Below are 13,238 nucleotides of genomic sequence, written 5' to 3' on the forward strand. Positions count from 1 at the left end.
TTGTAAGTAGTCACTTAGAAAATAATGTGTTTTTATTTAAAACAGGTTTCAGCCCAGCGAGTTAGCCCTGCGGTAACGGAACCAAAATCATCTCCGCGTACGATAGGGATATTAGGTAATTCTTGGGAGATAGCTTGATGCAATATGGGTGAGCGAGCACTTCCCCCCGTAATGTAAATAGCATCAGGTTGCACTCCCCCTTGATTGACAGCCTCTTTAACTAGTTCAATCATTTTATTCTTTGGTGATTCTATTGATTCAATTAAATGTTCTCGTTGAATATTAACTTCAAGCGTTTCATTCAATAGCGCAATTTTAGCTAAATAATTAGCATCTTCAGATAAGGCAATTTTCGCCTCTTCAGCTTTACGGACAAGGCTATACCCAAGGGTTTCGTTATATACTTCTAGTAAGCGAGCCAATTTTTTAGGCTCTTTTGCTTCTTGTTTTAATCGAGTCAGCGCTGAAAGGTTTTGCCGCGAATAAAATTCTTTTTGGGCTTCAACATTATTTATCGCAATTGGGTTCCAAAACTGTAAAAATGGCATTTTAATACCTGAAAGCGACTGGCTTTCCATCCCAAAAAGTTGCATCAATTGTTTTAGCGCAATATAGATATCAAGATCATTTCCACCCACTCTTTGGCCACTATGGGCTAATAAGGAAGGGGTTCTATCTTGTGCGGTTCGGTAACTTGGCCCCATTTGAATTAATGAGCAATCAGTTGTTCCGCCACCAATATCAACAACTAGGATTATTTGGTCACTATTTAAAGTTGATTCATATTCAAGGCCAGCAGCGACAGGTTCAAATTGAAATGTAATATGATGAAAGCCTGCACGTTTTGCGGCTCGATATAATATGGATTCTGCTTGCTGGTTAGCTAATTCTCCACCGCGACCATGGAAGTTAATTGGCCGTCCAATCACTGTATCGTCTATAACTTGTTGTAAGGTATGTTCAGCAGTATCTTTGATATTTTTCATCATGGCGCAAACAAGGTCTTCGAAAAAACTAATTTGTGTTTCATGAAGCCCGGAAGCGCCTAAAAACGACTTAGGTGATTTTACATAATAAACATCTCTTGGGTCACTTAAATATAAATCTAAGGCAGCTTGCCCGAAAACAATATCTTCAGGCATTAAATCGACCCCTTCATCTTGATTAAAAGTTATCGACCTTCTTAATATTTGCTGCCCAATTTCATCTGAAGGTGTGATTTTGCAATGACGAAATAGGTGTTCAGATACAGATTCTCTTGTTGGCGCACACAGTGTTGATGGAATATATTTACTATGGCCCTCTAATGGTAATAGTGTCGGTATTCCGTCCTTCATGATTGCGACAGCGCAGTTGGATGTACCGTAATCAAAGCCTATAAACATCTCGCCTCCAAAATAGTAACCTTGAAAAAAAGGGTTGTGACTTTATATCAAGCAATCAAGAATTACTACCAAAATAGCTAGTTAATTTAACGTTGCAAGATTAGAAAATCATAAGATAGGCATGACTTCGCTTTTCTCAAAGTCAGTTGTGTGATTAAGGTTATGGAACTATTTTTAACCTTTCTTAAGCAGATGTATGCACTATAGTATATGGAGGTAGATAGAAAATTAACATATAGTGCTCATCTTAATTCTAACTTATCTTGAATGCAGAAATAAACAAGTTGAGAATATGAGAATATTGTTTATGCTGGTTTATTCGACCATTTATTATATTTTTATTATATGTAATTGAATCAATATAAAAACAACATACTTTATTTCGTTTGAAATGTGTAAGATTGAGTGATGGTTTTAGACGTAATTTAAATATTATTTTTATATTATTAATGTGTTAAATTTAACCTTGATTGTATTTTTATCCGGCGGATTAATTATTACAATATTTACCCCATATTATATTAAAATCATCATTAGGGAACTCTTTGTCTTTATCATCAATAATTGGGATAGAGACAACATTACGACCATCGTCATGACGATATGTTTTGACGATAAAACGTTTAAATGAATATGGTGTTTGACTGGTAAAAATGAGTACTTCTCCACAAACATAACCTAACATTCCGTGGTCAAGAGTTTCTCTTATCTCATGATATTTAACATTTTTATACTCTGCTGTTTTAGGGTCAACTAAAAAATCCTCAACTGCTTTTTGTGATTTTTCAATAATATCTAGATCAGGTGTATAGTTACTTGCGACACCGCCAATAAAGGACGCGCCAGCAATAAGGCCAACAACCAAGAATGAAAATATTTTATTTTTCATGTTTTTATTTCTTATGTGATTGTTTTACATTCCTAAAATAACATCGTAAAAGAAAAATGTTTAATCGTATATAAGTAAGATTAAGAGCGTTAATTTTACTTACGTTATTATACACAGGTTTAATTTTAGGAGTTTAATATAGCGAATGTAGCATAAAATTATTTAATGTAATATAGAGATGAAATAATGATGAGCAGTAAGAAACGAAAAATTACATATTAAAATGAATTGACATTAATTAGGGGGGTATATTTGTTACTATAGTGATAATTTAGTATGTATTAACACTTAATGTAAAGATATTAATTTTATATATTTTAATTATTTTTTATTTCCCATTATTTTTGCCATATGGATGGCTTCAATTAGTTGTGAACGATTAATACGGGAGCTATTGCTATCTAATAGTTTTTGCCAAATATCAATTGCTTGCTCGTAATTTGCATTCATAAATGCATCAGAAGCAACTAGCATTAAGGCTGTGACCTCATTGTTATCAAGAGCTAGGGCTTTATTAATTACAGCATGGGCATCTGGAGTCAGGTGCTGCCCTGCTTGATAATATAATACAGTTGCAATTGCGGAGTATATTTGTGCATTCTCATCGCCATATTTTAGTGCTCGATAATAAGCGATTAGTGCGTTGTCATAGCTGTTTTGATATAAATAATATTCACCAAGTGTTGCCCATAGTTCACTATTTTCAGGTGACTGACGAATATCATTTTGTAAACGTAACAAGTCATTTTGTTCTTGTTGTAACGGAGTGAATGATAAAAGAGGATCAGAGATACGTAAATATTCGCGATACGTCAGTTCAAAGCGGGGTATAAAGAAATAACCAATAATGGCGAAGAATAATACAATGATAAACACCGTGTTTCGTTTCTGTTGAGAAGGAGATTCATCAGTCACGGAGACTAAAAGTTGTTTTGTAGTTTGGGTTACTTCGGCGCTATCATGGCGATAATGATATTTTTGTCGGCGAGTTAAGTAGAATGTTAAACTTAAAATCCCCGCCAGAGCAATGATGGGCAATCCCCATAATAAAGCAGTTCCTAGCGTTAGCGATGGGTTATAAAGAACAAACTCGCCATATCTATCAGTCATATATTGTTGGATTTGGCTCTTATTTTTACCTTCAGCTACCATTTTGAATACTTGATGCCGCATACTGACCGCAGTAGGGGCATTTGACTCTAATAAATTTTGATTTTGACATTGTGGGCAACGTAGTGATGAGGCAATTTGCAAAGAATAGTCTTGTTCTTCCTGCGAATTAAATTGCCACACGTCTACAATTTGTGCTTTAGCCATAAACGAAGCAAATAAGAAAATGAAAGTGACTAAAGCTTTATTCATGCTTTGTTCTTCCTTTTACCCAACCAATTAGCAGCCCAAAACACATAAATAACGCACCTCCCCAAATCCATTGAATGCCATCTTGCACATAAAAGCGTATTGCGTAGCTATTTACACCTGTTTTCTCCCCTAAAACAGCATACCAATTACGTACCCAGCCCCAATAGGTTCCTGGCTCAATCATTAATTGCTGACGTGCCGTATAAAAACGGCGTTCAGTAATTAATTGGTGTAAGGGGTGGTTGGCTTGGGCAACTTGTATAACGGCTTTTTCAGTTGTGTAATTCCCCTTAGCAAGGAGTTTAAGCTGTTTAAATTGGAACTGATAATCTGCTAAAGAAACAGACTGCCCAATGGAAAGGTTGACACTAATTTCTTGCCGGCTACCAACGGAAAGGGCAATACCCGCAGCAAAAATAATTACCCCAGTATGGGCAAGAAGAGAGGGTAATTGTTGGTTAATTACACGAATTGGACGTAACCAAAAAATGCATAAAATAGCCATTAAAAACCCACACGAAATGGCGATAATTATTCCGTGTGACCATAGAACAATACTGAGTAATGTACTGAGGAGCAATATAACCGGAAATCGCCATTGGGTGATGAAAGGGATTTTCTTCGGTAGATTAAGCACGCTTAATGCCATAATAAGTAACATTAAAATGCCGAATGGGAGTAATGCTTGATTAAAATATGGCGCACCAACAGAAATTTTCCCCCAACCAAAGAGGGCATAAATCATTGGATAAAGCGTACCAGTAAGAACAATAAATAATACTGTAGCAAATAGGACTAATGTTAATAATAAGTAAGTATCACGTTTATTCACCTTAGCGGTTTTACTTTCTACATTTTTTGCTTTCCAGCCATAAATAAACAAAGCGATAAGGCTTAAGATACTAAATAGTAAAAATAGGGGAACGGCTCTCACATTATCAAGGGCAAAAGCATGTACAGACATTAAAATGCCAGAGCGTACAATTAATGTACCCAATAAAGATAAGATGAAGGTAAGAATGGCAAGTAATATTGACCAGTGCCGATATCCTTCAGTTTTCCTCGATGCGGATAAGCTATGAAGCAGGGCAGTGGCACTTAGCCAAGGAAGTAGTGATGCATTTTCAACAGGGTCCCAAAACCACCAACCCCCCCAGCCTAATTCGTTATATGCCCACCATGAACCCAGCGTAATTCCGAGAGTCAGTATACACCAACTTGGTACGGTGAAACGCCAACACAACCAAGCCGTGATTTGATTAAATTGGCCTGTGAGTATTGATGCGAGAATTAAGGCGGTCACAACCATTAACCCACTATAGCCTAAATACAGCAATGGAGGATGTAAAATAAGCCCCCAATGCTGCAACATTGGGTTGAGATCACGCCCTTCAATTGCGGGTGGGAAAATCCGCTCAAAAGGGTCGGAATAAAAAATAATGAACCATAATAAAGCGCCACTGATCATGGCAAGAAAGGTTAATGTCAGTGGGAAGACAAGATGATTTTGCTGGCGATAGCGCCAAGCAAATAATGCGCTCCAAGCCGATATAAACAGTAACCAAAGGAAAATTGACCCTTCATGTCCTCCCCATACTGCGGCAATCTTGATATATAAAGGGGATAAACGATGACTATGCTGTGCAACATATACTACGGAAAAGTCACTTTGGATAAAGCTGACGGTCAAACAAATATAGGCAGTAAGTAGCAGAAAAAACTGTGAATAAGTCCAAAGCACGTTCTGAGGCATTTGCCTCGGAACGTGTTGGATGAGACCAATAACTCCACTCAAAGCCTGAAAGCTAGCGATACATAAAGCCAATACAAGGCAGAGAAAGCCGATTTCAGGGAGTATTAGTTCCAATTATCACCTTTATGATTGAATGAGTTATGCAACTGTTAATTGCCCCGCATATAACACAAAAAAGCGTAAGCAAAATACACCTAATAAGCTGGCACCACTGATAATCAACACTCGAGATGCCCCTAGTCCTTTATCAGCCCATTTTTTTAATGTTAAAGGAATAATGAAGCCGAAACCGACGACACCAATCCAGAACCAAGTGGTCCAGAAACCGCCACCCAGCGCCGCAGTTAAGGAACGTATCTTCCCGTCATCGCCAAGTGCTAACCCAACAAAAAATGCAGCTAATAGGAATATTTCTAACCAAATCACATAGCCTTCAACTTTATGTAGAAATGCACTTTCAGGGTTATGAACATTTTTACGATAACGTAGGGCGATAGCAATTAGCGCGACTGCGATCCCCGACGATATCCCTGAAAATAGGAATAAAGCGGGTAAAATCGGGTTATTTAAGAAAGGGTACGATTTTAGCGCTGAGAGTAAAAAGCCAGTATAGGCTCCAAGTAGTACCGCGAGTACTAACATGATGATATCGAGAAAGCGTACAACGCGATTAAATAAGCTTAATATACGAGGAACAAAACTGAATTTAGGGAGCCACTTTTGTTGTAATGTAATCACCTCTTTTTCATATATTTTTGCTAACCAAATAACCAGAACTACCATATATAGCTGAAATAGCATGACCCCCATCGACATCACTGAAGTTAGGCTGTAGTGGAACATCAGTTTCCAAAACGTCCACGGACGAGTTAAGTGGAGGATCAAAATCAGTAGCCCAAATATGATGGTTGTTGGCGCAAGTATCAGTGTCGTTCTCATTAGAGTACTGTCACTGCCTGCCGCTTTGGGGTAATACTGACGTAGTAATACCGCCAGTACGACTAGCCCTGCCGAAATACCAATTAAGAATAGATAAACAGCAATTGGCCAATCCCAAACGAGAGATTCAAAATGGAAAGCTGAAGCTGTTGTCATTGGCTAACCTCCCCATATTTGAAGGGAACTCGATACATTTTGGGGTGTGTGCCGAGCGCTATTTTGAACCGGTATGTTGGTTTTTCTTTTAGCATTAACGAAATATTGCTATTAGGATCATCTAAATTACCAAATGTCAGTGCTTTGGTTGGGCAAGACTCGACACAAGCGGGTTGTTTACCCTTTTTTAGATTGGTTTTACGACAAAAATCGCATTTATCGGCGGTTTTACTCACGGGGTGAATAAACCTGACACGGTAAGGACAGGCTGCAATACAATATTGACAACCTACGCATAAGTCAGGGTTTACATCTACAATTCCAGTTGTTTTATCGATAAAAGAGGCCCCTGTAGGGCATACATCAACACAAGGGGCGCTCTCACAATGTTGGCAGGAATGGCGAAAAAAACGATATTTAACATCAGGAAACTGACCAATAGGTTCACTACGAATAATCGTTAACCGAGAAACACCTTCGGGTACTTGGTTAACTTCTCTACACGCATCCATACACGCCGTACAGCCGATACACAAGTTTTCATCGTGGATCATGCCGTAGCGAACCCCGTCTATTTTCATTGTATTCGCTAGAGTATGACTCGCTATCCCCCCCACCGCCGCCAGTGCGCCTGAGTAGATGATGAATTGACGACGAGAACAACTCATGGTTGCTCCTTACGCAATTTTACCGCTGCTGGGTTAAAGTCAGGGTTATTGCGTTGATCAGAGTGGCAGTCGACACAAATTTTCACTTTCCCTTTATCTGTCAGTACCTTCATAGTGTCTTGTTTAGGATGAAGGTCATGGCAGCTAGCACAGGCTACTTTGGTGACGTGGACATCATGTGGCCAAAACGCTTTTTGTAGCTGTTCGGGTAAGTGACAGGACAAACACACACTATTTTGCTGTTCCACACCGTACATTGGGTCGTTAAAACGCATAACATCTTTAACGCCTTCGCGGTGTTTTGGTCCAGGGTTCCCGTGACAATTGGTACAAGTTACCGGTAAGTTATTATTGGGGTTAATAACTTCTGCGTGCGTGCCGTGCATGCCTTCTTTGTCAGGTTTATGGCAGTCGATGCAAGCGCTATCTGCGCTACGCTGCGGTGTAACAACCCAACGGCCTTCTGCATTTTCTTGTGCAATCTGAGGTGTCGCGGATGCAGCCGCTGCCCATAATAAGCCTGTTGCCAGCACCCCAGCAGTTAATAACGAACGTAGTACGCTCATATTCACTCCATTGGTTAAATCGCCCTTAGGTTGCGGGCGAATCTAGTTTATTTGGCTAATAGGTTATTTTTACGAGCTTGGTCATCCCACTGTGGCACGACTGTTTTTAAGAACTCTTGTTTTTCTGCATTAATTTTTTGCATATCTAAACCAATAGCTTGCTGTGCTTTTTCTTTAGTCGAAATATCGGGAATAGCTATTTCATGGGTGATCCCTTTCGAACCTAGCAAGCGAGCTAATTTAGTCCGTGCATCCGCAGCCTTATCCATCGCGCCACCTAACATACGCAAACCTTCATCTGGTGCGTGCATATGAATACCGTGAGAGGCAATAGATAAATCCCAGCGCCATTGCGCATGACGAATATCGGTTAAAATTGGTTTCATTTCATCTTCGGTTGCACCTGCATCCCAAGCTGCTTTTGCTTCAAAGTGAGCACGAACTAACTGGTCTTCAACTTTGATTTTCATTTCTTGGATAGCGTGTTTACGTTCAGCGACAACATCTTGCAGTTGTTGTTTACTTTGAGTATGGCAAGTACTACAGGTTTGTTCGAAATTATCGAATGGGTTACCGATTTTATGACTGGTATACAGCTCACCTTTGTCGTTTTGCAGTTTAGGCATATGGCAGTCAATACAGGTCACATTATTTTTACCATGAATACCCGCACTCCAGGTTTCATACTCAGGGTGCTGTGCTTTTAACATGGGGGCTTTTGATAAGGAGTTTGTCCAATCAGAAAAACCGATATTATCGTAGTAAACTTCCATATCCTCGACTTTTGTCCCGTTATCCCATGGGAATTTCACTGATTTTTTATCGCCAGAGAAATAATACTCAACGTGACATTGACCACAGACCATGGATTGCTGGTCGAAGCGACTGGCTGTAGCAAATGGTTTACCAATGGCTTCCATTGCCCGTTCTGCATATGGGCGTGAGAGAGTTAACTCCGGTTTGCCTTTAGCAAAATCGGGTGAATCTGTTTTGTGGCAGTCGGCACAACCTAAAACATTCACAACTTCAGGACCGCCTTTTGCCCATTTGCCTTCAAAGTAGCCATCTTCGCCATGTTCTTGGATTAACCTAGCAACATCTGGGCTTTTACAGCTCCAGCATGCCATAGGCAATGGGCCATCTTGAGCATCTTTTGGCGCACCAGTTCGTAACGTTTCACGAACGTCGATAATTGCATAAGCATGGCCTCGTGGCTTGTTATAGTCGCGAGAGAATGGGTATCCTGCCCAAAGTACCACTAAGCGAGGATCTTCAGCGAGCGCATCTTCGCGGTTGGATTGCTCTGAAGTTGCTCTCCATGAATGGTATTGATCTGGGTGAGCCGCCTCGAAAGTTTCATTTCGAGCATTAATAGTGGAAGTCGTATCTTTAGTGGTAGGGGTTTGTGCATGCACAGAGGTAAATAGAAATATTCCTGCCACCAAACTCAATAAGTATAGTGCATTATTTCTTATGTTTGCCATAAAGGGCCTCGAGTAATGTTAGCCAGCCATCCCTTCATTGTTCGAGTTGTTTTTTTTGCATGTAGCCTGTAACTCGGACGAATTTGGATATATTTTTGTTATATAAGTTTGATAGTAAGCGCACAGATGCTATCAAGACATTGCCAGCCTATATGTGTAACAAAAAACCACACTAAAAATATTGTTTTTGATCAAAAGATAATTTGTATTAAAGGAATAGAATGCAGAGAAATAATAAAAATGAGGTACTGTTAAATCTGATATAGTTATTAGTCACTAGTTTTCAAACTGTTTTAAATGAAATGGATCGTAATGATTCTTATTTTTTAAAATAAAATTAATTTTAATTTAATTTGTTGATTTTATGTGTTTTTTTAAATTTTATTTACTCTTGTATTATTTTTATAATAAAAGAGTAAAAGTAAAATGTGCGTAATATCAAAAATATTGCATATATTTTTTTGCAAAATGACATTGCATATACCACTTTAGTAGTAGTTTTTGGTGTTAATTTAAACCCATAACATTAAAAGTTAGGTTTAATTTAAAAAATCATATTGAATGATTGTTAAAAAATAATTAATAAATTGTCTTAATTACCTCTTTTGGCTCTATTTTGAGGGTCAATTCCATCAATAAAACCAATGTCATCATTTTAGGGCGTAAGTCGTGTTATTACTCCTGTTACCTCCTAGGTAGTATGTATTTTTATAACCTCTCTCGTTAATATTTCTCATAAATACACATATAAAAAATGCGGTTTATTAGTACTTTTTAGTTTTCTTGTTGGCAATGTAAAGGAAAAAACATGGTTGATCTCACCCGTCGGGGAGTATTAACTGGTGCGTGGCGTAACGCAGCTCCAGTGGTTCGGCCGCCATGGAGTGGTAGTGAAGTGCAATTTATCGAATTGTGCACCCGTTGCAACGCGTGTGTGGGAAGTTGTGAAACTGCAATTTTGCGACCAGGCGCGGGCGGCTATCCCGTTGTTGATTTTAAACGCGGAGAATGTACTTTCTGTTACGCGTGTGCGGCATCATGCCCTGAACCTATTTTCCTATCAAAACATTCCCAACCTTGGGATATCTCAATTTCGATTGGCCAGAATTGCCTTGCGTATCTTTCGATCGAGTGTCGTCGTTGCCAAGACAGTTGTGAGCCAGAAATCATCTCTTTTCGTCCGTCACTGGCAGGTATTTACCAGCCAAAAATAGAAACGCAAGGCTGTACAGGCTGCGGAGCTTGTGTTGCAAGTTGCCCAGTATCAGCCATTACCGTGGAGCATGAACATGCACAGTAACTATCAAGTGTGCAGTTTAATCGTACAAGTAAAAAGTGAACGAATGTCTGCTGTGACCGAAAAAATAGAACAATTTTCGAATTGTGAAGTTGCGTTAAGTTCTCCAGACAACGGAAAACTGATCGTTGTGGTTGAAGGTCAAGATAGCAGAGCATTGTTAGATACTATTGATTTAGTACGCGATATTGATGGTGTACTAGATGTTTCGCTGGTGTATCACCAGCAGGATGAGCAAGGTGAGGAAGATTATGAAACTCAGTCGTCGTAGCTTTATGAAAGCCAATGCGATAGCGGCCGCTGCTGCGGCGGCCGGTATTGGTGCACCCAGCATTGCGAAAGCTGTTGTTGGTCAACAGGAAAGTATCAAATGGGACAAAGCGCCTTGCCGTTTTTGCGGTACAGGCTGTGGCGTTCTGGTGGGAACGCAAAATGGCCGTATTGTAGCAAGTCAAGGTGACCCTGAGGCTCCTGTTAACCGTGGTCTGAACTGTATCAAAGGGTATTTCTTACCGAAGATCATGTATGGAAAAGACCGTTTAACACAGCCGATGTTGCGTATGAAAGACGGTGAATATGACAAAAATGGTGAGTTTACTCCAATCACTTGGGAACAAGCCTTTGATGTTATGGAAGAAAAAGTCAAAACCACATTGAAGGATAAAGGCCCTGAAGGCATCGGAATGTTCGGTTCAGGTCAATGGACAGTTTGGGAAGGCTATGCAGCGTCGAAACTGTTTAAAGGGGGCTTCCGCTCGAATAATTTAGACCCGAATGCTCGCCACTGTATGGCGTCTGCGGTTGTTGGCTTCATGCGTACTTTTGGTATGGATGAGCCTATGGGTTGTTATGATGATATTGAGCACGCAGATGCATTTGTTCTGTGGGGCTCGAATATGGCAGAAATGCACCCAATTTTATGGTCACGCATTACTAACCGCCGTCTATCTAATCCAGATGTACGTGTTGCGGTACTCTCCACATTTAAGCATCGTAGTTTTGAATTGGCGGATAACGGGATTGTATTTACGCCGCAATCTGACCTTGTGATCCTGAACTATATCGCAAACTACATTATTCAAAATAATGCAGTTAATCAGGAATTCCTCGATAAACACGTGAATTTACGTCGTGGTGCAACAGATATCGGTTATGGATTACGCCCAACTCACCCATTAGAAAAAAGTGCAAAAAATGCGGGTTCCGATGCATCAGAGCCAATGACATGGGATGAGTATAAGGCATTTGTCGCAGAATATACGTTAGATAAAACGGCAGAAATGACCGGTGTGCCAAAAGATCAATTAGAAGAGTTAGCGAAACTTTACGCTGACCCGAATACCAAAGTGGTATCTTACTGGACGATGGGCTTTAACCAGCATACTCGTGGCGTTTGGGCAAATAACTTAGCGTATAACCTACATTTATTGACCGGCAAAATCTCTCAGCCTGGTTGCGGTCCTTTCTCTTTAACTGGCCAGCCTTCAGCATGCGGTACTGCGCGTGAGGTTGGGACATTCTCTCACCGTTTACCTGCTGACATGGTGGTTACTAACGAAAAACACCGTGAAAAAGTGGAAGGTGTTTGGGGCTTACCTGCTGGTACTATTCCTGAAAAAGTCGGTTTACATGCTGTTGCTCAAGACCGAGCGCTCAAAGACGGTAAGCTGAACTTCTATTGGGTAATGTGCAACAACAATATGCAAGCAGGCCCAAATATTAATGAAGAACGCATGCCAGGCTGGCGTGATCCGCGTAATTTTATTGTTGTTTCTGACCCCTATCCAACAGTCAGTGCGTTAGCCGCCGATCTGATCTTGCCAACGGCGATGTGGGTAGAAAAAGAAGGGGCGTATGGTAACGCAGAGCGTCGCACTCAATTTTGGCGCCAACAAGTTAAAGCACCGGGTGAAGCAAAGTCAGATTTAATGCAGATGGTGTTGTTCTCTCGTCGTTTTAAAACGGATGAGGTTTGGTCTGAAGAGCTATTGGCGAAAAAACCGGAGCTACGTGGAAAAACCTTATATGACGTGTTATTTGCCAATGAAGCGGTGACTAAATTCCCTGTTAGCGAACTCGCTGAAGACCAGTTAAACGACGAATCTCGTGAACTTGGTTTTTATTTGCAAAAAGGCTTGTTTGAAGAATATGCAGGCTTTGGACGCGGTCATGGTCACGACCTTGCTGATTTCGATGAATATCATAAAGCACGTGGTATTCGTTGGCCTGTTGTCGATGGCAAAGAAACCATGTGGCGTTATAGCGAAGGGAACGACCCATACGTTAAAGCTGGTGCTGGTTATCAATTTTACGGTAAGCCAGATGGTAAAGCGGTTATTTTTGCATTGCCATTTGAACCTGCGGCAGAGTCTCCAGATAAAGAATATGACCTGTGGCTATCAACCGGACGTGTATTAGAACATTGGCATACTGGAAGTATGACTCGCCGTGTTCCCGAATTACATCGAGCTTTCCCTGAATCATTAGTCTTTATACATCCATTAGATGCGAAAGACAGAGGGTTACGTCGTGGAGACAAAGTCAAAGTGGTTTCACGCCGTGGTGATGTGACGACGATTGTGGAGACACGTGGCCGTAACAGACCACCGAAAGGCTTAGTGTACATGGCGTTCTTCGATGCTGCGCAGCTAGTGAATAACTTAACACTGGATGCAACGGACCCACTTTCAAAAGAAACGGATTACAAAAAATGTGCCGTTAAATTAGAAAAGGTGTAAT

General features: G+C 40.3%; 11 protein-coding genes. 3 read left to right on the forward strand and 8 right to left on the reverse strand.

Annotation, left to right across the window (positions count from 1 at the left end):
• Positions 1-32: 32 nt before the first annotated feature.
• The 8 genes from yegD to nrfA form a co-directional block, all read right to left on the reverse strand.
• On the reverse strand, positions 33-1,385 hold the full coding sequence (gene yegD / locus M1F14_RS09375; protein WP_048607984.1) for a molecular chaperone: 1,353 nt from the start codon (positions 1,383-1,385) through the stop codon (positions 33-35).
• Positions 1,386-1,875: 490 nt separating this feature from the next.
• On the reverse strand, positions 1,876-2,274 hold the full coding sequence (locus M1F14_RS09380) for a hypothetical protein (protein WP_042845227.1): 399 nt from the start codon (positions 2,272-2,274) through the stop codon (positions 1,876-1,878).
• Between the two features lie 321 nt (positions 2,275-2,595).
• Positions 2,596-3,636, reverse strand: a complete 1,041-nt coding sequence (nrfF, locus tag M1F14_RS09385; RefSeq protein WP_181468679.1) for a heme lyase NrfEFG subunit NrfF — start codon at positions 3,634-3,636, stop codon at positions 2,596-2,598.
• Positions 3,629-5,503: a heme lyase CcmF/NrfE family subunit gene (locus M1F14_RS09390; protein WP_181468678.1), complete on the reverse strand. Its 1,875-nt coding sequence runs from the start codon at positions 5,501-5,503 to the stop codon at positions 3,629-3,631. The genes nrfF and M1F14_RS09390 overlap by 8 nt, the downstream gene beginning before the upstream one ends.
• Positions 5,504-5,527: 24 nt before the next feature.
• On the reverse strand, positions 5,528-6,484 hold the full coding sequence (nrfD, locus tag M1F14_RS09395) for a cytochrome c nitrite reductase subunit NrfD (protein WP_071548303.1): 957 nt from the start codon (positions 6,482-6,484) through the stop codon (positions 5,528-5,530).
• A complete protein-coding gene (gene nrfC, locus M1F14_RS09400) occupies positions 6,481-7,152 on the reverse strand; it encodes a cytochrome c nitrite reductase Fe-S protein (RefSeq protein ID WP_181468677.1) in 672 nt (223 codons plus the stop codon). The genes nrfD and nrfC overlap by 4 nt, the downstream gene beginning before the upstream one ends.
• Positions 7,149-7,718, reverse strand: a complete 570-nt coding sequence (gene nrfB / locus M1F14_RS09405) for a cytochrome c nitrite reductase pentaheme subunit (protein WP_042845222.1) — start codon at positions 7,716-7,718, stop codon at positions 7,149-7,151. The genes nrfC and nrfB overlap by 4 nt, the downstream gene beginning before the upstream one ends.
• A 47-nt stretch (positions 7,719-7,765) precedes the next feature.
• Positions 7,766-9,202, reverse strand: a complete 1,437-nt coding sequence (gene nrfA, locus M1F14_RS09410) for an ammonia-forming nitrite reductase cytochrome c552 subunit (RefSeq protein WP_042845221.1) — start codon at positions 9,200-9,202, stop codon at positions 7,766-7,768.
• A gap of 808 nt (positions 9,203-10,010) precedes the next feature.
• Between nrfA and napF the strand changes: the two genes are divergently transcribed.
• The 3 genes from napF to napA are packed head-to-tail and all read left to right on the forward strand — an operon-like array spanning position 10,011 to position 13,237.
• Complete coding sequence (gene napF, locus M1F14_RS09415) at positions 10,011-10,502, forward strand: ferredoxin-type protein NapF (RefSeq protein WP_181468676.1); 492 nt, start codon at positions 10,011-10,013, stop codon at positions 10,500-10,502.
• Complete coding sequence (napD, locus tag M1F14_RS09420) at positions 10,492-10,770, forward strand: chaperone NapD (RefSeq protein WP_071548302.1); 279 nt, start codon at positions 10,492-10,494, stop codon at positions 10,768-10,770. Before napF ends, napD begins: the two co-directional genes overlap by 11 nt.
• Positions 10,751-13,237, forward strand: a complete 2,487-nt coding sequence (gene napA, locus M1F14_RS09425) for a nitrate reductase catalytic subunit NapA (RefSeq protein ID WP_048607977.1) — start codon at positions 10,751-10,753, stop codon at positions 13,235-13,237. The genes napD and napA overlap by 20 nt, the downstream gene beginning before the upstream one ends.
• Position 13,238 lies beyond the last annotated feature (1 nt).

The organism is Providencia sp. PROV003, from assembly GCF_045040775.1.
GTDB lineage: Bacteria > Pseudomonadota > Gammaproteobacteria > Enterobacterales > Enterobacteriaceae > Providencia > Providencia huashanensis.

Coding starts and splice junctions, on each gene's coding strand:
- napF (WP_181468676.1), top strand. CDS start 10,011: ATGGTTGATCTCACCCGTCGGGGAGTATTAACTGGTGCGTGGCGTAAC.
- yegD (WP_048607984.1), bottom strand. CDS start 1,385: ATGTTTATAGGCTTTGATTACGGTACATCCAACTGCGCTGTCGCAATC.
- napA (WP_048607977.1), top strand. CDS start 10,751: ATGAAACTCAGTCGTCGTAGCTTTATGAAAGCCAATGCGATAGCGGCC.
- nrfB (WP_042845222.1), bottom strand. CDS start 7,718: ATGAGCGTACTACGTTCGTTATTAACTGCTGGGGTGCTGGCAACAGGC.
- nrfC (WP_181468677.1), bottom strand. CDS start 7,152: ATGAGTTGTTCTCGTCGTCAATTCATCATCTACTCAGGCGCACTGGCG.
- M1F14_RS09380 (WP_042845227.1), bottom strand. CDS start 2,274: ATGAAAAATAAAATATTTTCATTCTTGGTTGTTGGCCTTATTGCTGGC.
- nrfD (WP_071548303.1), bottom strand. CDS start 6,484: ATGACAACAGCTTCAGCTTTCCATTTTGAATCTCTCGTTTGGGATTGG.
- napD (WP_071548302.1), top strand. CDS start 10,492: ATGCACAGTAACTATCAAGTGTGCAGTTTAATCGTACAAGTAAAAAGT.
- nrfA (WP_042845221.1), bottom strand. CDS start 9,202: ATGGCAAACATAAGAAATAATGCACTATACTTATTGAGTTTGGTGGCA.
- nrfF (WP_181468679.1), bottom strand. CDS start 3,636: ATGAATAAAGCTTTAGTCACTTTCATTTTCTTATTTGCTTCGTTTATG.